Annotated in this window: 20 protein-coding genes; all 20 read left to right on the forward strand. The window is 39.9% G+C overall.

The features are described 5' to 3' along the window. The first annotated feature begins 1 nt into the window (after position 1). The 20 genes from HXT56_RS01390 (at position 2) to HXT56_RS01485 (ending at position 17,480) form a co-directional block, all read left to right on the forward strand. Positions 2 to 1,186: a phage major capsid protein gene (locus tag HXT56_RS01390; RefSeq protein ID WP_421778247.1), complete on the forward strand. Its 1,185-nt coding sequence runs from the start codon at positions 2 to 4 to the stop codon at positions 1,184 to 1,186. Positions 1,187 to 1,216: 30 nt separating this feature from the next. Further along, entirely contained in the window at positions 1,217 to 1,495 is a 279-nt protein-coding gene (locus HXT56_RS01395; protein ID WP_119522970.1) for a head-tail connector protein, read from the forward strand. Beyond that, positions 1,496 to 1,828, forward strand: a complete 333-nt coding sequence (locus HXT56_RS01400; protein ID WP_421778248.1) for a phage head closure protein — start codon at positions 1,496 to 1,498, stop codon at positions 1,826 to 1,828. Then, the gene (locus HXT56_RS01405; RefSeq protein ID WP_421778249.1) at positions 1,825 to 2,205 is read left to right on the forward strand and encodes an HK97 gp10 family phage protein; all 381 of its coding nucleotides are present in this window, start codon (positions 1,825 to 1,827) and stop codon (positions 2,203 to 2,205) included. Before HXT56_RS01400 ends, HXT56_RS01405 begins: the two co-directional genes overlap by 4 nt. After that, positions 2,198 to 2,536, forward strand: coding sequence for a hypothetical protein (locus tag HXT56_RS01410; RefSeq protein WP_421778250.1), 339 nt, complete (start codon positions 2,198 to 2,200; stop codon positions 2,534 to 2,536). The genes HXT56_RS01405 and HXT56_RS01410 overlap by 8 nt, the downstream gene beginning before the upstream one ends. Further along, the gene (locus HXT56_RS01415; RefSeq protein ID WP_016815974.1) at positions 2,520 to 3,092 is read left to right on the forward strand and encodes a major tail protein; all 573 of its coding nucleotides are present in this window, start codon (positions 2,520 to 2,522) and stop codon (positions 3,090 to 3,092) included. Before HXT56_RS01410 ends, HXT56_RS01415 begins: the two co-directional genes overlap by 17 nt. Positions 3,093 to 3,109: 17 nt before the next feature. Next, positions 3,110 to 3,475: a hypothetical protein gene (locus HXT56_RS01420; protein WP_004104969.1), complete on the forward strand. Its 366-nt coding sequence runs from the start codon at positions 3,110 to 3,112 to the stop codon at positions 3,473 to 3,475. 243 nt (positions 3,476 to 3,718) lie between these two features. Beyond that, entirely contained in the window at positions 3,719 to 6,286 is a 2,568-nt protein-coding gene (locus HXT56_RS01425) for a phage tail tape measure protein (RefSeq protein ID WP_421778251.1), read from the forward strand. A gap of 2 nt (positions 6,287 to 6,288) precedes the next feature. After that, positions 6,289 to 6,951, forward strand: a complete 663-nt coding sequence (locus HXT56_RS01430) for a hypothetical protein (protein WP_421778519.1) — start codon at positions 6,289 to 6,291, stop codon at positions 6,949 to 6,951. A gap of 12 nt (positions 6,952 to 6,963) precedes the next feature. Further along, the gene (locus HXT56_RS01435; protein WP_421778520.1) at positions 6,964 to 9,771 is read left to right on the forward strand and encodes a phage tail spike protein; all 2,808 of its coding nucleotides are present in this window, start codon (positions 6,964 to 6,966) and stop codon (positions 9,769 to 9,771) included. 10 nt (positions 9,772 to 9,781) lie between these two features. Continuing rightward, positions 9,782 to 10,063 carry a hypothetical protein gene (locus tag HXT56_RS01440; protein WP_421778252.1) on the forward strand — a complete coding sequence of 94 codons (282 nt, stop codon included), beginning with the start codon at positions 9,782 to 9,784 and terminating at the stop codon, positions 10,061 to 10,063. Beyond that, on the forward strand, positions 10,044 to 10,415 hold the full coding sequence (locus HXT56_RS01445) for a toxin (protein ID WP_421778253.1): 372 nt from the start codon (positions 10,044 to 10,046) through the stop codon (positions 10,413 to 10,415). Before HXT56_RS01440 ends, HXT56_RS01445 begins: the two co-directional genes overlap by 20 nt. A gap of 160 nt (positions 10,416 to 10,575) precedes the next feature. Next, complete coding sequence (locus tag HXT56_RS01450; protein WP_004118368.1) at positions 10,576 to 10,995, forward strand: phage holin family protein; 420 nt, start codon at positions 10,576 to 10,578, stop codon at positions 10,993 to 10,995. Continuing rightward, entirely contained in the window at positions 10,988 to 11,908 is a 921-nt protein-coding gene (locus tag HXT56_RS01455) for a GH25 family lysozyme (protein WP_421778254.1), read from the forward strand. Before HXT56_RS01450 ends, HXT56_RS01455 begins: the two co-directional genes overlap by 8 nt. Positions 11,909 to 12,054: 146 nt before the next feature. Beyond that, on the forward strand, positions 12,055 to 12,462 hold the full coding sequence (locus tag HXT56_RS01460) for an RNA polymerase subunit sigma-70 (RefSeq protein ID WP_421778255.1): 408 nt from the start codon (positions 12,055 to 12,057) through the stop codon (positions 12,460 to 12,462). Next, on the forward strand, positions 12,449 to 12,661 hold the full coding sequence (locus HXT56_RS01465) for an SHOCT domain-containing protein (protein ID WP_004117908.1): 213 nt from the start codon (positions 12,449 to 12,451) through the stop codon (positions 12,659 to 12,661). The genes HXT56_RS01460 and HXT56_RS01465 overlap by 14 nt, the downstream gene beginning before the upstream one ends. Positions 12,662 to 12,722: 61 nt before the next feature. Beyond that, positions 12,723 to 14,318 carry a recombinase family protein gene (locus tag HXT56_RS01470; RefSeq protein WP_421778256.1) on the forward strand — a complete coding sequence of 532 codons (1,596 nt, stop codon included), beginning with the start codon at positions 12,723 to 12,725 and terminating at the stop codon, positions 14,316 to 14,318. After that, positions 14,288 to 14,698: a DNA recombinase gene (locus tag HXT56_RS01475; protein ID WP_421778257.1), complete on the forward strand. Its 411-nt coding sequence runs from the start codon at positions 14,288 to 14,290 to the stop codon at positions 14,696 to 14,698. Before HXT56_RS01470 ends, HXT56_RS01475 begins: the two co-directional genes overlap by 31 nt. Before the next feature lies 1 nt (position 14,699). Further along, complete coding sequence (locus tag HXT56_RS01480; protein WP_421778258.1) at positions 14,700 to 16,277, forward strand: recombinase family protein; 1,578 nt, start codon at positions 14,700 to 14,702, stop codon at positions 16,275 to 16,277. Positions 16,278 to 17,009: 732 nt separating this feature from the next. Continuing rightward, complete coding sequence (locus tag HXT56_RS01485; protein ID WP_004111719.1) at positions 17,010 to 17,480, forward strand: GNAT family N-acetyltransferase; 471 nt, start codon at positions 17,010 to 17,012, stop codon at positions 17,478 to 17,480. Positions 17,481 to 17,613: the final 133 nt, after the last annotated feature.

A 17,613-nucleotide genomic window follows, 5' to 3' on the forward strand; every position in this document is an offset into this window, starting at 1 on the left:
TATGATGAACACTATTTCAAACATGGTTGAGAAACGTAATAAGGCTTGGCAGGGTGCGAAAGCTTTCCTTGAGTCTAAACGTGACAAGGACGGGCTTATTTCAGAAGAAGACGCGAAAACCTATGATGAGATGGAAGCGAAAGTGAAAGCTTACAGTATGGAAATTGAGCGCTTGGAGCAGATGGAAGTAATGGATAAGGAGCTTTCAAAACCAACATCTGAGGCGATTGTTGCAAAACCTATGAAAACAGGTGTGAACTCTGAAAAGCAAGGTCGTGCGCGTGACGAGTATAAGCAGGCGATGCTTACAGCTCTTAGAAGTAATTTTAAACGAGTCGATAACGTGTTGCAGGAAGGCGTGGACGCTGACGGCGGGTATCTTGTGCCGGAAGAATACGATAATCGTCTGATTGAAACGTTGAAAGAAGAAAACATTATTCGCTCTCTTGCTACCACGATTACTACTAGTGGAGAGCATAAGATTAATGTTGCGATGAGTGATCCTGCTGCAGCTTGGATTGAAGAAGGCGCAAGCCTTAACTTTGGGGATTCCAAGTTCGCGCAAATCCTGCTTGACGCTCATAAGCTTCACGTTGCGGTAAAAGTTACTGAAGAACTCTTGTATGATAATGCGTTTAACCTCGAGAATCATCTTCTTGCATCCTTCGGCATGGCGTTGGCTAACGCTGAGGAAGACGCTTTTCTTAACGGGGATGGTGTTGGAAAACCGACTGGTATTTTCAACAAGAAAGACGGTGGCACGTTCCTTAAAGAAACTACCAGTATTAAAACTGATGATCTGATTGATCTTGTTCACGCTTTGAGGCGACCATACCGTAAAAACGCGAGTTTTATTATGAACGATAAAACAGTCGCGAGCATACGAAAACTTAAAGACAATAATGGCGCGTACGTTTGGCAGCCTTCATACCAGGATGATGAGCCGAACAGGATTCTCGGATACCCGGTATACACGTCTGCTTACGCGCCTGAAAACATGGTGGCTTTTGGCGACTACTCGTACTACAACATTGGTGACCGTGGTTCACGCTCGTTTAAAGAGCTTACCGAGCTTTTCGCTGGAAACGGCATGATAGGTTTCGTTGCTAAAGAGCGTGTAGACGGCAAACTCGTGCTTAAAGAAGCAGTACAGATTCTGCCTGTTAAAACAAGCGTAGCAGCTTAAAAGACGGTTAAAAGTTAAGGAGGGGTGTTGATGATAGTTACAGTTGAGGAAGCAAAAAACTATCTTAGGGTGGATAGTAAAGAAGATGATGAGCTTATCAACACCCTTATTCGTTCTGCTGAAAAACTCTGCCAGGGAGTAGCTCGTAAAAACGATACTAGTTTGATTAGTGAAAACTTTGACGAGTATCGGCTCGCAGTCTTATACGCTACAGGCTACTTGTATGAGCATAGGGAAGAAGCCGACCACCACGCGCTTATGCTCACTTTACGTTCGATGCTTTTTACTGTTAGAAAAACGGGGTTTTAAATGAGAATAGGCTTATTAAACGAGCGTATTGTGCTGCTTAAAAACAGTGTTGAAATTGATGATGTTGGTAACCATAAGATTAAGTGGAGTAAATATTACGAGTGTTACGCTACGGTGAGTGCTGAAAGTCCAATGGAGCAGACTTCGGCGGGAAACGTGTGGGATGAGTCAAAAATAGATTTTACTATCCGCTATTCGAAAGAAACAGCCGTAGTCTCATCGCTTGGTTACAGGATTATTTTCCATGATACGGTTTATGAGATTTTAGGTGTTGACCACATGAATTATAAGAAGAAAAGCCTGAAACTTCACTGTAAGAGGTGTAAAAAGTGAGCAAAGTAAGTATTGGCGGCCTCTCTAAAGAAGTTATTAGAGAGCTTAAAACTTACGCGAAAGTTACAACCGGGAAAGTAAAAGAAGCAGTAAAAAACGCTGGTAAAACAGCAAAAGAAGAAATTAACATGACAGCTCCTAAACGAACTGGAGCGTATGCGAAAAGTTGGGCTGTTAAAACATTAAACGAAACAGGCAGCAGGCTAGTTCTCGTAGTGCATTCTAGAAACAAGTATCAGCTTACACACTTGTTAGAGTACGGTCATGCTAAACGAGGCGGCGGACGCGTGGAAGCTAGAACACACATTGCTGAGGCTGAAAGTAAAGCAGTACGAAGTTTTGAAAAAGAAATAGAGGAGGCGGTTAAAAATGGGTAATCTTTTAAACATTATGAGAGAGATAGGTTTTCCTTTCGCCTATCACCATTTTGCTGAAGGAGAATCCCCTAATCCGCCTTTCCTCCTGTTTCTTACGCCTGCGAGCAGTAATTTTGCGGCAGACGGGAAAACGTATTTTAAAGCAAACGAAGTCCATATTGAACTATACACGGACTATAAGAACCCCGTGCTGGAAGAACAAGTTGAAGCCGTGCTTGATAGGCACGGCATTTTTTATAACAAAACAGAAGCGTTCATAGAGTCGGAACAGCTTTATGAAACACTCTACATTTTTGAAATGGAGGTAACAATAAATGGGAAACAAGGTTAAATACAATCTGAAAAACGTGTACGCGGCAAAACTTAAAAAAGATTCGAGTGGTTTCTCCTACGATGAGCCTAAGCCGATTCCGGGGGCGGTGAGTATAAGCCTTGAGGCTGAGGGTGAATCCTCACCGTTTTACGCTGACGGGATTGTTTACTTCAGGTCGACTGCTAACAACGGTTACAGTGGCGACTTGGAAATTGCTCTTATACCTGAATGGTTTAGGACGGAAATACTACGAGAAGAACTAGATAAAAACGGTGTGCTGGTTGAAAACGCGAAGATTAGTGAAACAGAAAAATTCGCGCTCCTGTTTGAGTTTGATGGTGACGTGAACGCGATCAGACACGTTTTATATAACTGTTCAGCAACACGACCGTCTATTGAGTCAGAAACTAAGGAAGACACTATAGAACCTGGGACGGAAACTTTGTCGCTTACGGCTGATCCTAGAGAAGATGGTTTAGTGAAATCCCGTAGCGGTGACACTACTTCAAAAGAAACCTATGAGAACTGGTATAAGAGCGTGTACGTTCCGCAAGTTAACACGGAAATCAAATAAGTTCTAAAGGAGTAAACGTGTTAGAAAAAACAGTAAAAGTAAATGGTAAAGACGTGAAGTTTCGCTCTTCAGCCACTATTCCAAGATTGTATCGTATTAAATTCAAGCGTGATATTTTCAAAGACCTGTCAAAATTAGAGCAGTCTTTCAAAATCAACGAGGGTGTTTTTGAAATATCGGATCTTGAAATTTTTGAAAACGTAGCCTATATCATGGCTTACCATGCGGATAATAGTATTCCAGCAAGTATTGATGAGTGGCTTGACGAGTTTGAAATGTTTTCTATCTACGAGATTCTTCCTGAAATTCTAGAACTTTGGGGAGCAAACTTGGAAACTGAAGTAAAATCTAAAAAAAATTTAAAACAACAACACGGCAAATGACAACCGCGTTGTTTCTTCTTAGATGCACCGAAATTGGGATTAGTATTGGCGAACTGGATCTTTTAACCATCGGCATGGTTTTAGACATGTGGACGGAGAAAGCAAACGATAGTGTGAAATACGATAAGCTCGCAAGCCAAACAGAATTTGATAGGTTCTAAACGAGAACCAAACGTTCTTATACCTGACGTTAAAATATCTATTTTTTCACGCGTAAATTAAGAGAAAAAGGGAGGTGAAGTTATGGCAAACAGGATTAAAGGTATTACTGTTGAAATTGGTGGGGATACTACAGGCTTAGATAAGTCTTTACAACAGGTGAATTCGACTATTCGCTCAACCGAGCAGTCGCTTCGTGATGTTAATAGGCTTTTGAAACTTGATCCGACTAGCACGCAGCTTTTAAGCCAAAAGCAGGCTTTTTTGCAGAAAGAAATCCAAGAAACGTCTAATAAGCTTAACGTTTTGAAACAGGCGGATAAGCAGGCTAAAGTACAGTTGGAAAACGGGGAGCTTGGTAAAGACAAGTATGATGCGTTGCAGCGTGAGATTGTTGAGACAGAAAATAATCTTGATAGTTTAAAAGAAAAATTAAAACAGGTAGGTAGTGTTAGTTTAACCAAGCTTAGTAGCCAGTTTGATAGTACGAGTAAAAAGATAAAGAAACTAGGAGATGGTATGTCATCTCTTGGTCAAAGTTTAAGCACGAAAGTTACGCTGCCGATTGCTGCTATTGGTACTGCTGGTTTTACTGCTGCAGCAGACTTACAGGATGCTATGGGGGCTACAGAGCAGATTTACGGTAAGTCTGCTAACAGAATGCTTAAATGGTCAGGAAGTTTGAAATCCTATTATGGTATTGCTCAAGGTCAAGCTTTAGAGTATGCGAATACTATGGGCGCGATGTTGAAAAATATTGGTGGGAAAAGTGATGCTGAAGCAGCCGAGATGAGTCAGAAGCTGGTTGCTCTTGCAGGCGACTTGTCTGCTATGTTTGGTGGCACAACCGAGTCTGCTGTTCTTGCTTTAACAGGCGCGCTTAAAGGTAATAATGCGATGCTTGACAATTATGGTATGGGTGTTAACGAGGCGACTATTAAAGCTAAAGCTCTTGCCATGGGTTTGCATGATGGTAGAGGCGCGATGAGCTTGCAAGCGAAACAGGCTGCTACTTTGGCTCTTATTATGGAGCAGACTGCTGACGCTCAAGGGCAGGCTGGGCGTGAAGCTGCGGGCGCTTCGGGTTCTATGAAGATTCTAAAAACAGAGTTGCAGAATATTGCTGCGACTATTGGTAATGTTTTACTTCCCGTCATAACACCATTAATGCAGAAAATATCAGCATGGCTTTCTAAATTTAAACAGCTTTCTCCAGAAAGCCAAAAACTTATAGTGACACTTGGGCTGATTGCTGCGGCAGTCGGCCCTTTTTTAGTGGTTCTTGGAACGTGTATTTCTAAAATAGGTGTTGCTATACAAGGGTTTTCTAAACTAGCTTTGTTTATAGGTAAAATGTTCGCAAGTTTTACTTCCGGCTCTAGTATTCTTGAAGGGTTAGGTGCTGTTTTAGGTGGAGTATCTGCGCCAATACTCGCGGTTGTTGCGGTTATTGGTGTTCTGGTAGCAGCTTTTGTAACCTTATGGAACACTAACGAAGAGTTTAGAAACAGTGTTATTGCTGTTTGGGAGAAAATTAAGGAAACTTTCACCGGTTTTGTTAATGGTGTTAAAGAAAAACTGTCAAGCCTTGGTATTGATTTTACGAGTATTGTTGAAGGGCTTAAAACAGTGTGGAATGGTTTGTGTGCTATTCTAGCTCCACTGTTTGAAGGCGCTTTAAATTTAAGTTTTACTAGTTTCAAAACCGTTCTTGATTTAATCACAGGCGTTTTAGACGTTTTTATAGGATTGTTCACCGGTAACTGGTCTCAGCTTTGCAATGGTGTAAAAGAAATTTTTACCGCTGTTTGGAACGCGGTTAAAAACACGTTCATAACGGTATTTAACACGTTAAAAAACGTTTTTAACGTGTTTTTGTCTTTCTTTGGCACTAGTTGGAACAAACTGTGGTCGAGTGTGAAAAACTTTTTCATGAACGTTTGGAATAGTATCGTATCGTTTTTCACTAACGTTTTAAACGGTATTAAAAACACTGCAACAAGTGTTTGGAATGGTATTAAAACTGCGATCATGAGCGTAGTAAACGGTATTAAAACAAGCATTTCAACAGTGTTTAATTCAGTAGCAAACATGGTTAAGTCTGTGTTTAACGGTATTAAAAACACGGTTGTGTCAGTTTGGAATGGTATTAAAAACGCTATCATCACTCCGATTGAAGCGGCGAAAAACAAGGTTAAAGCAGTAATCGACGCTATAACAGGGTTTTTCTCTGGCATAAAACTTAGTCTTCCTCATATTAAACTGCCTCATTTTAGTATTAAAGGACAATTCTCTCTTACGCCACCGTCTGTACCGTATCTTGCTATCGACTGGTATAAGAAAGCAATGAACAAGCCAATGCTGTTAAACGGGGCGACTATTTTCGGTGAGAAAAACGGGCGTATGCTTGGCGGCGGAGAGAAAGGCCCGGAAGTGATTATGGGGTTGAATAGTTTAGAAAACATGACCGTTGGAGCAAACATGCAAATGCTTAGTGTTATGAACCAGATTCTAGCGATTATGGACGCGTATTTCCCACAGTTTTCCAACCAGAGTATTGTGCTCGACACTGGTGAACTAGTGGGTGGTATCGCGCACAGGATGGACAGTGAGCTTTTTAAGCTTCAAACAAGAAAAGCAAGGGGGTGGTAAAAGTGTATGGGATGCTAATAAACGGGTTGCATAGTTTTAACGATCTAGGGCTGGTTGCTACAAGCCGTCCACGCATTCAACTTCCAGAACCTAAATTAGAGTATTTGCAAATACCAGGCAGACAGGAAAGTATTGATATTAGTGAAAGTCTTGCCGGTGAAGTGTTATACGAGATGCGTGAAGGCTGTTTTGAATTCATTGTCGCAAACAAAAACAAGTGGAATGAAACATGCCATAGTGTTAAAACGTTAATCCACGGCAAGAGTGTGAAACTGTCTCTTGATGATGAACCATTGTTCTACTATCAGGGTCGAATGTGGGTTAGTGATTTTAAATCGGATAAAAACTATTCAACTCTCACACTCAACTATAAGCTGCAACCATATAAGTATAGTGTAGATGATTCGGATGGGGTTCACACAATATGGGGTATGCAAGTAGATGATAAGCGTGAAATAACACTCGTTCACGATTTTGACATGACGCTGATTCCAGAATTTAACAACCTGTCGTCTAACAGTATGCTACTGGATTCTAATGGTAAAAACTATGAGATTAAAACAGGTGTTAACCGTTTCCCACAGCTTCGTTCAAAAATAAACATGAGTTTAACATTCGTTGGAAACGGGATGGTAAATATTTCCTATAAAAGGGGGTGGTTGTGAGTGTACAGGATCATGCTTGACGGTAATACGATTTACTATCCGAATGATGACAAAGCGGTACTTGATGATATCACGTTAAACTTGGAGCTTAACACTGCTGGAACGTTAACGTTTACTTGCCCGAGTCAAAACCCTTGCTATGAGCTTATTAAAAACCGGAAATCAATAGTAAGCGTGTGGCGTGACGATGAGGAGATTTTCTTCGGCGAGGTTAGAGAACAAGTAAAAGACTTGTATGGTAGTAAGAAAGTAACTTGCGTAGGGTTGTTAACTTACTTAGCGGATAGTATTCAACCTCAGAAAGAATACCATGATCAGAGTTCCTACCAGCTTTTAGAAAAACTTTTACAAGCTCATAACAGTCAGGTAGATGATTATAAGAAAATAAGAATTGGTTTCGTCACAGTATCTGACTCGAATGATTCACTCTACAGGTTTACTAATTTTGAAACCACGCTTGAAGCGATCATGAGTAAAATGGTTGAAAAACTTGGCGGATATTTACGTCTTAGAAAAGAAGACGGGAAACTTTACTTAGACTACCTACGTTTAGAAGAAATAGGTAAAGCTACAAGCCAGCATATTAGTTTCGGCTTGAACCTGCTTGAATACGCGGAAAACCTTTCAGCAGAGGATGTTACTACAGCGGTTATTCCTCTCGGCAAAGAGTTGGAAAACGAGAATGGTGAAAACGAGGTTCTTAAAAAGCATGTTGATATTACTTCAATAAACAATGGGAAAAACTATATAGTATCTCGCGAAGCGCAAAAAACATTCGGCTGGGTTTGTAAAGTTATTAATTTTAATAATGTGACAGTCCCAACTAATCTTATGCGCAAAGCTACTAAATGGTTACAGGATAACCAGTTTGAAAGGGTAGAAATAAGCCTTAGCGCGGTTGACTTATCCGCGTTAGGTTTACATTATGCGACGATTAAGTGTGGGGATAGGGTTCGTTGCCTCGCTCCACAATTTGGCATGGACCGAGTGTTTCCTGTAGTAAAAAAGACTATACCGATTCAAAAACCAGGCGAAATGAGAATCGTGCTTGCGAGCAGGATTTCTAAAGGGTATGTGCAAAACGTGTCGCATGCTGTTCAAACGTTAAAAGAAGAAACGGTTGAAGCTAGAAAAATTGATAACGAGCGTGTTAAAGCTGCGATCGATAATATTAAAGCGCAAATGGGTAATTCTCAAAGCGGCTATAAGATAAGCGAATACGATAGTAAAGGCATGTGGGTTCGTGACCTTTACATGGATACACCTGATAAAAACACTGCTACAAAAGTTTTACAGGTTAACATGAATGGTATTGCTGGAAGCCATAACGGTTTTTCAGGGCCTTACAATACTGCGATGACTCTTGACGGCATGGTGTATGGTGACAGGATTATCGGACATTCGATTGACGCGGAAAAACTTTCAGTTTCTTACACTTCCCAGGTAGAAAAGCAGATTAGTAAAGCAAAAAACGAGGCTATAAAAGACACTGGTAGGAGGCTTGAAAACTATTACACGATAAGTGAAATCAACACGAAACTCAACGTTACAGACGGTAAGATTGAGGCTGGTGTTGAAAGCGTTAACCATAGTCTTAAACAGAAAAACGGTAACTATTACGGCTCGTATACTCCAAGCCAGTTTAACGCTCCTATGAGCTTGTGGCTGACTGATAGTGAAAAAATGCAGCATGTTGGTGATTTTTTCTACGACACGTCAACCGGCTACGCTTACAGGCTTATTGTTAAGCAGGAAAGTTTAGCCGTAAAATTTAATGAGAAGTCGCACACGGAATCAGCTTTTGACGATTTTGTAGACATTTTTTACAAGTATGAGGATAAAATTTACGCTATACCGGGTTTAACTGGTGAAAAAATTTCTGGCGCAACAGTGTTTGTTCCATCAAACGAGTTTTGGCTACATTTTAGAACTAACTGGTCTCCGTTTGACAATTATGGTTTTAAGATTGATAGCATTAAAAAAGAGTATTCAGGAGAAATTTCAGGATACGTGTCTAAACTGCCTGAAGATATTAACATTATTGAGGTTGAAGGTGAAAATTATCCTGAGTCTGAACACCCGTATAAAGCTGGGACAAGCAAACTATGGCATTACGTTTCCGCTGACAGTATAAGTAGTTTTAGAACGTTCGATTGGCTGAGAGTTAAAGATAAAGACATTGAGGCTGCTAAATTCACGGCTGATAAGGCTATTTCTAAACTAACCATAGTAGAAGATTCCATATCTTCAATGGTTAAAAAAGGTGATTTTGGTAGTTTCATGCAGCAAAACTATAACAGTTTCCTTCTCGGGTTTAACCATTCGAGTAAATACGTGCAAATAACACCCGGGCAGATAGAGCTTTACGATGGTGAAGTTGATGAGGATCATAAAAGAGCTGTTTTTGATAAAAATGGGAACAACTTCTACCGTAACGGCGTGTATATTGGCTATGTTGGAACTGGCGAGTGGGAAGAAGATAATTCTCACAAGGGTCTAGTTTTTCATCTTACTAGCGATGGAAAGTATATGGCTTTCGCGCAGCGTAAATCAGCTGATGAAGAAACATACGCTACTATGCTGTGTTTTTCACGTTCGCAAAGCATTTATAAAGAGTATGGTATTCACGCTGGATGTAACTTTTACATGCATGGTAACAAGATTATAGATCCTGTTTGGCAAGACGGTGCAGGAGTAGACGCGGATATTAACTATGTGCAGATTATTGAAATGAATCAGGATGGGAAAGTTTCAAAATGGGGTTCTAATGCTCACATGGTGTTTAAAAACGGGATACTCATGAAAGTTAAATACTATTAAAAACGCGGAAGTGAAGCGTGGAAGTGAACGTGGTGGAAGCGTTGATGGAAGCGTGGAAGTGAACGTTGGCGGAGAATTTGTTATAGGGAGAATAAAGGGAGAATTTGTTATGGAGAAACTCATTATTCCCACAAACAAAATAGTGGCTAATAAGGGTACGCGCTTAAAAGATGTGACAGAAAGTATTACAACACCTGTAGTTGATAATACGAAAATTTTATGCGAAATCAGCCACAAGCTGGATATTATTCTAAAAAGATTGGAGGAGAGTAGTGGTGAAACCGACAATTAGCTACGCGGTAGCTGTGCAAAAATATAAGGCTGAGTTAAACGAAAAAATAGTCGAGTTGAATAAGCAAATACCAATACCTACTTACATGATAGAAGGCATTGTTGCAAGCGTATTATCTGATATGCGTTCGGCAGTGATTGCGGAAAACTCGATGGAATATGAAGCGTATGTGAAACAGTTAGAAGACTATTTTAATTCTAGAGAACGCGAACTTAACGACGAAATTTTGAAAATAAAAGCCGAAAAAGACGAAAAAGACGAAAAAGATGAAAAAGATGAAAAAGATGAAGCGGCTGGGAAAAGTGTAAAAGATGAAATGGTTGATGAAGGTGAAAAAGATGGTAAGGAGTAGTCATGTGTTGAAAAATAATATCAGTTGAAATGCTGAAATGTTGAAATGTTAGGGCAGGTGTGGTTTAAACCATGCCTGTCCTTTTTTATTACTTTCTACTTTTTGTTTTTTGTTTTTATAAGAGTACTGGCAAATGTTAGGAAAACTTGTAAGGAGAATTATGAGAGGATTTTGGAATATTGCTCAACTGGCTTTCACACTGGTAGGCGGCTGGCTGGGATACTTTTTAGGCGGGTGCGACGGGCTTATCCTCGCACTCGTTTTATTTGTGGTTGCGGATTATATTACAGGCGTGATGTGTGCTGTTACGGATAAGAAACTGTCTAGCAGCATTGGTTTTAAGGGCATTTTTAGAAAGGTGCTCATTTTTATGCTTGTTGGTATAGCAAACATTATAGATTTTCATGTTTTGAAGCAAGGAAGCGTGATTAGAACCGCGGTAATTTTCTTCTACCTATCTAACGAAGGATTATCTTTAACCGAAAACGCGGCTCACCTGGGGCTTCCCGTGCCTGAGAAATTAAAAAACGTTTTAGAACAATTACATGACAAGAATAGGAAGGACAATACTCATGAGTAAAAAAGGAATAGACGTATCAGTTTGGCAGGGTGACATTGATTTCAACGCGGTGAAAGCATCCGGTGTTGAGTTTGTGATCATTCGAGCAGGATACGGTATCGGATGCAAAGACAAGTGGTTTGAACAGAACTATCGTAAAGCAAAAACATGCGGTCTTGATGTTGGAGCCTACTGGTATTCGTACGCAAACTCTGGTTTTGAGGCGGCTGAGGAAGCTCAAAGCTGTGTGAACATGCTTTCAGGTAAGAGTTTTGAGTATCCTGTTTACTTTGATTTGGAAGAGAAAAGCCAGCTTAACCGTGGGCGAGCTTTCTGCGATTCGCTGATTACCAGTTTTTGCAATAAGCTGGAAGCTTGCGGGTATTATGCAGGTTTTTACACTTCGCTTTCAACTGCTAATAATCTTGTGTCCGCTCATGTTAGAGACCGTTACGCTTTGTGGATTGCACAGTGGAACACGCACTGCAGTTATCAGGGTTCGTATGGTCTTTGGCAATACTCGTCAAGTGGCAGTGTGCCTGGAGTAGCTGGCAGAGTTGATATGGATTATGCTTACGTGGATTATCCAAGCGTGATTAAAAACGCTGGGTTAAACGGGTGTAAAAACGGTGGCTCTGACCAAGCTACGCGCACGTCAAGTATTGATGAGGTGGCGCGAGAAGTTATTAACGGCGCTTGGGGTAACGGAAATGAGCGTAAACAGCGTTTAACTTCAGCCGGATACGATTATGCGAGCGTGCAAAATAAGGTTAATAAGCTTCTTGGTGTTAAGACTCGTAGAAAGTCAGTTGATGAGCTTGCACGTGAAGTAATCCGAGGCGCTTGGGGTAACGGTAGCACGCGTAAACAGCGTCTAACTCAAGCCGGATACGATTATGATACGGTACAAAAACGAGTAAACGAACTCTTGTAAAACAGTTTGAAACATGTAAAGCCCGAGGCTTGTTCCTACATTGGAGCAATCCTCGGGCTTTTTTTATTTTTAAGGTTAAATTATCAAATCAAGAGGTTAAAAAACACTGTTTTTTCTTTGCCTGTGATGTAAGGAGGCACAGGCAAATGAATGTGGAAGAAAAAAGTAAGATTGGAAAACTAAGAAACATGGGGTTTGGCTATACGAAAATAGCTAAACAGTTAAATCTTTCAGTTGATACGGTTAAAAGCTACTGTAAGCGCAACAATCTTGGCGGCGTAAATGTTGGCAATAGCGTTCAATTATGTGATTTATGCGCTAAGCCTGTTAAACAGAATGCTGGTCGTAAAGTTAAACGTTTCTGCTCTGACGCGTGTAGAAACACGTGGTGGAACAAGCATACACAGTTGGTAAAAAGACAGGCAAACTATGAGTGTGTCTGTTGTAACTGTGGTGAAAGTTTTACATCCTACGGTAATAAGACTCGAAAATACTGCTGCCACGCCTGCTATATAGAACATCGTTTTGAAGGTGGACGTCATGCAAATAAGTAATGATGCTCACGGGCTAAAGGATGTTAAAGCTAGAGCTTGGACAAAAGAGAGTATGCAGGCGGATTTTCGTTTTGAAATAGCCGAAAAACTTACCGTTTCACTCTTTAAAAAAGGGCTTATCAGCGAGCAAGAAAAAGAAAAAATAAGCCGTCTTAACAGGGAAAAATTTCACCCGTTTTACAAGGAATTATTGGGCTAAAAGCTTGATAAACACTGCTTTTAGAGTGATGAATAGTATTAGCTGAAAGTGAGGGGAAATAGTGAAAGAAATAATAAAAATAGACTCTACAATGCGAAAAACTGGTTTTGAGAAAAAGACGCGGGTTGCAGCGTATGCGAGAGTTTCTAGTGATAGTGATGAGCAGCTTCTCAGCCTAGAAGTGCAGAAGGAGCATTACGAAAACTATATTAAGTCTAATCCATGCTGGGAGTATGCGGGACTTTACTTTGACGAGGGTATTAGCGGCGCGAAAATCGATAAGCGTGAAAGTCTTAAACAACTGCTTAAAGACTGTCAGAGCGGTCAAATAGACAGGATTATTACAAAGTCTATTAGTAGGCTTGCAAGAAACACGGTTGACTGTCTTGAAATAGTTAGAAAACTTACCGGTCTTGGTATTTATTTGTATTTTGAGAAAGAAAACATTGATACCGAGCATATGAGTTCGGAGCTTATGCTTTCTATCCTGAGTTCTATTGCGCAAAGCGAGTCAAGATCCATCTCGGAAAACAGCATGTGGTCAATTCAAAAACGGTTCGAAAATGGAAGCTTCGTCATTTCCTGCCCTGCGTATGGGTATAAAAACGAGAATAAGAAAATGATTATAGTTCCCGAGCAAGCCAGGGTAGTAAAAGAAATTTTCAACATGGCTCTTTCCGGCATGGGTGGAGAAGCAATAGCACGAGTATTGACCGATAAAAAGATTCCAACTAAAAAGGGCGGAAGTTGGACTTCAAGTACCGTGAATGCTATTTTGAACAATAAAACATACACAGGGGATGTCATATTTCAGAAAACATACACGGATGATAGTTTTAACCGTCATAAAAACTGTGGCGAGAAAAAACAGTATGTTATTGAAAACCATCACGAGGCTATCATCAGTCATGAAACTTTTAATCTTGTAAAAGAGATTATCGCGTGGAGAAGAAGTGAAAATAATATAGTATGTGGTAGTGGTAAGTACAATAAGCTTTATGCGTTTTCAGGTAAAATTCGTTGTGGTGAGTGTGGAAGCAAGTGTAAAAGACGAATAATTTATCAACATAATAAGGCGTATGGCATATGGGTTTGTATAACGCATCTTGAAGATATTCATGCTTGTTCACAAAAGTCTGTTATGGAAAGTTATCTTAAAATTTCCTTCCTGCAAATGTTAAACAAGTTAAAAGCAGGATACGTTCAAATGTTGACTCCTCTCGTAGAAAGTTTGAGAGGTGTGAATAATAAAGACGGTTTGAACAAGGTTATCGAACTCGAAGAAAAAATAGCTAAATTGCAAGAACAAGAGCAAGTACTCAGTAAGCTTTTAGCCGGTGGCTACATTGAGATGGATTCCTACTATCTGGAAAGCAATCAGCTTAAAACGGAAATAGATACTTGTCTTAAGGAAAAACTTCAGCTTTCCAACAGTTTAAACGGTAACTTAACGCACTTAAACGAGGCGCAAAAACTTCAACGGTTCGTAAGCGTCACAGAAGTATTTAGCGAGTTTAAGGATGAGGATTTTCTAGATTTTGTAGACGATGTCGTAGTTAAAAGCAGAACAAGATTTCTTTTTATTTTGAAATGCGGATTGGAATTAGAAGAAGAGGTGAAAGAAACATGGCACGCATCCCATATGGTTACAGAATAGTAGACGGTAAAGCGGTTATAGATGAAGTAAAAGCTCAAGAAGTAAGAGAGTTTTTTCGTTTCTATCTTGAATTTAAAAATATTTCTCAAGCTGCTAAAAAATCAGGTATAAAAAGGGATTGGCCAGTCACGGGCAAAATTCTTAGCAAGAAATTGTATTTAGGAACAGAGTTTTATCCTCAGATTATCGATGAGGATATGTTTAGACAAGTGCAACAAATAAGGCATGAGAATGCTATCAGGAATCATCGTTATAAAGAGCCTAAGCCAATAAAGGAAATTCGGTTTATTACAAGCTACCAGTTAGAAAAGGTAGAAAAGAAATACGATGATCCTTATCGTCAAGCAGCATACGCGTACAGTCAAATCAAGGAGGTGTAAAATGAATGCCAACGTTACAATTATTCCACCAAGAAAAATAGCGGGGAATACGGTAGATAAGCATAAAGATAAGCCGAAGTTAAGAGTAGTAGCGTATTGTCGTGTCAGTACTGACAGTGAAGAACAGGCAACAAGTTATGACACGCAAGTTCAGCATTATACGGATTATATTTCAAGAAATCCTCTCTGGGAGTTTGCTGGCATTTACGCTGATGACGGTATTTCAGGAACTAGCACGAAAAAACGTGTCGGTTTCAATGACATGATCCACGATTGCATGAGTGGCAAAGTAGACATGGTTATCACTAAGTCGATTAGCCGTTTTGCGAGAAACACTATCGACTGTTTAAAGTTTGTTAGACAGTTGAAAGACAAAAACATTCCGATCATTTTTGAAAAAGAAAACATCAACACCATGGAAGCAAGCGGAGAACTATTGCTTACTATCATGGCTTCTTTAGCTCAACAGGAATCCGCGTCGCTTTCTCAGAATGTGAAGCTTGGACTTAAGTTCCGCTACCAGGAAGGCAAAGTGCAAATCAACCATAACTGGTTTTTAGGATACACAAAAGACGATGAAGGGAATCTTGTAATTCTTGAACAGGAAGCAAAAGTCGTAAGAAGAATCTATAGAGAATATTTAGAAGGAGCAAGTCTTAGAGATATAGCGGAGGGTCTTGAAAAAGACGGTATTAAAAACGGTGCCGGGCATTTAAAATGGAATTTATCTAATATTAAAGGCATCTTGCAAAACGAAAAATATATTGGTGATGCACTTTTACAAAAAACCATCACGACAGATTTTATCAACCATGTTCGTATAAAAAATGATGGAACAGAACCACAGTATTATGTAAAAGATAGCCACACGCCTATTATTCCAAGAGATATTTTCTTTAAAGTTCAAGAAGAAATGGTAAGACGAGCCAACATGTTTAGCGGTGAGGAGAACAAAAAAAGGAGAGTTTATTCCAGCAAGTACGCTTTATCCAGCCTGTGTGTTTGTGCTAAATGCGGGGATATTTACAGAAGAATTGCTTGGAACAATCGAGGAGTGCATTCTGTTGTCTGGCGTTGTTGCACCAGAGTGAAAAACGGTCCTAGTGCTTGCGATGCTCCGACAGTACAAGAGAACGAACTGCAGTCTGCTACAGTGAAAGCCATAAACAAGGTGTTTAGTATACCGGATGAAGTATTGGATACGTTGAATAACAATATTAGAGAAATTATCGCGGGCAACAACTTAAGTGAGATTGAAACGGTTGATAAAAAAATTGCAGACAAACAAGCTACACTACTAACCTTGCTAAAAGCTAAAAAAGACTACACGAAAATAGCTGATGAGATTGATGAACTGAAAGGTAAGAAACAGCAGCTTCTTATAGAAAAAGCAGGTCAAGAAGATGCTAAAAGACGAATCAGAGAAATGGAAGATTTTCTGAAAAATGAACGTCACGATATTAGTGAATATGACGAGAAGCTGGTAAGAAAGTACATCAAGAAAATAAAAGTTTACGAGGACAAGTTCAGCGTAACTTTTAAATCAGAGATTAGTGTTGATGTTGAAAGGGCATCGTAAAAGCCAAAAGAATGTGAGCATTTGAAATGTTACAAAACTCAGCCTAGGGGGGAATCCTCTCTAGGCTGTTTTTATGCTAAACTCAAGCTATTAAGCAAACGTAAACCTTTTAACGATAGCCTTTTCCTATCGTTAAAAAGTGCACCCACTATCAATAGTGTGCACTCAAAAAAGTGTAGATATACTACCCGTTCTCTCAATCCACGTCGAGAGTGTTGTATTGATGTCAAAGGCTGATTAGGTGGGTGCAAGTTTGCCCTTGTGTAGCAGGGGTTAGCGAGGGCTATCGTTAAAAGGTTTAATGCGAAGCGGCTTTAAGCTGGGTTCTCGCGGTTTTTGAGCGTGATTTTGCTGTATGAGGGAACATGTCGACGCTTTAGGGTCGAGTGCACAGGATGTTAACGTACTTCGCTTGCGTTGAAAGCACACTGTGCTTTCAACTCTGAGCAAGCTCAGCGAATCGAAGTGCATTCGCGAATTATATTTAATCGCTCATGCAAGTCGATTCGCCACTTTGCACCCAGCTGGTGAAGTGGGGAATGTCAATCAACGTTGAAGCTCTAACCCTGCTATCGCGCGATTAGCAAAGCTAATCGATGCGAAGCAGAGGTAGGTCTCATGTCAAGAATCTCCAAGAGAAGCGACCGAATAGGAAGCTTCGATTGGAAAGATTCGACGGCGGAGGCTCTAGTATTGATGACAAGAATAAATTAGAGTTTGTGGAGGACTGGATTGAATATAAAAGTAAAAGAAATTGAGAATAAACTAGAAAAGGAATCTGTATCGAGAGAAGTATTGTATGATCTTCAAGAATGGTTTGGAATGCCAGAAAGTACAGAAGAATATATTCAAGATTCACAGGAAAAGCCTTTTCTTGCTTGTTATATTAATGATAAACTTGTTGGGTTTATTGTGTTAAACGCAACCAGCAAGGATTGTGCAGAGATTTTTGTGATGGGTATAAAAAAGAAATTCCATAGAATGGGAGTTGGCTCGGTACTTAACAAAGCATACGAAGCTATGGCAAGGAAGATGGGTTACACATACTCACAGGTAAAAACTGTTCAGATGGGACACTACAAAGAATATGATATTACAAATCATTTTTATATCGCGATGGGATATAAAGAATTGGAATGTTTTCCAACTTTATGGGATGAGTGGAATCCGTGTCAAATATATATTAAATATCTAGGAGTGTGAGAACTCTAAGTTTATTTGCTTGAAACCTTTTAACGATAGGCAGAGATAATTGTTAAAAGGTTCATGGATATGTTTCTGCATACGAACATGTCGATAAGACATACCTAGTGTTTACTCGTTTAATGTGAAAGCT

This window comes from Gardnerella nova (assembly GCF_049244055.1).
GTDB classification, from domain to species: Bacteria; Actinomycetota; Actinomycetes; order Actinomycetales; family Bifidobacteriaceae; genus Bifidobacterium; species Bifidobacterium vaginale_H.

What these genes read in the sequence shown, in the direction of transcription:
- HXT56_RS01390 (WP_421778247.1), top strand. Translation starts at nt 2, where the DNA reads ATGATGAACACTATTTCAAACATGGTTGAGAAACGTAATAAGGCTTGG.
- HXT56_RS01395 (WP_119522970.1), top strand. Translation starts at nt 1,217, where the DNA reads ATGATAGTTACAGTTGAGGAAGCAAAAAACTATCTTAGGGTGGATAGT.
- HXT56_RS01400 (WP_421778248.1), top strand. Translation starts at nt 1,496, where the DNA reads ATGAGAATAGGCTTATTAAACGAGCGTATTGTGCTGCTTAAAAACAGT.
- HXT56_RS01410 (WP_421778250.1), top strand. Translation starts at nt 2,198, where the DNA reads ATGGGTAATCTTTTAAACATTATGAGAGAGATAGGTTTTCCTTTCGCC.
- HXT56_RS01415 (WP_016815974.1), top strand. Translation starts at nt 2,520, where the DNA reads ATGGGAAACAAGGTTAAATACAATCTGAAAAACGTGTACGCGGCAAAA.
- HXT56_RS01425 (WP_421778251.1), top strand. Translation starts at nt 3,719, where the DNA reads ATGGCAAACAGGATTAAAGGTATTACTGTTGAAATTGGTGGGGATACT.
- HXT56_RS01435 (WP_421778520.1), top strand. Translation starts at nt 6,964, where the DNA reads ATGCTTGACGGTAATACGATTTACTATCCGAATGATGACAAAGCGGTA.
- HXT56_RS01450 (WP_004118368.1), top strand. Translation starts at nt 10,576, where the DNA reads ATGAGAGGATTTTGGAATATTGCTCAACTGGCTTTCACACTGGTAGGC.
- HXT56_RS01455 (WP_421778254.1), top strand. Translation starts at nt 10,988, where the DNA reads ATGAGTAAAAAAGGAATAGACGTATCAGTTTGGCAGGGTGACATTGAT.
- HXT56_RS01460 (WP_421778255.1), top strand. Translation starts at nt 12,055, where the DNA reads ATGAATGTGGAAGAAAAAAGTAAGATTGGAAAACTAAGAAACATGGGG.
- HXT56_RS01465 (WP_004117908.1), top strand. Translation starts at nt 12,449, where the DNA reads ATGCAAATAAGTAATGATGCTCACGGGCTAAAGGATGTTAAAGCTAGA.
- HXT56_RS01475 (WP_421778257.1), top strand. Translation starts at nt 14,288, where the DNA reads ATGGCACGCATCCCATATGGTTACAGAATAGTAGACGGTAAAGCGGTT.
- HXT56_RS01480 (WP_421778258.1), top strand. Translation starts at nt 14,700, where the DNA reads ATGAATGCCAACGTTACAATTATTCCACCAAGAAAAATAGCGGGGAAT.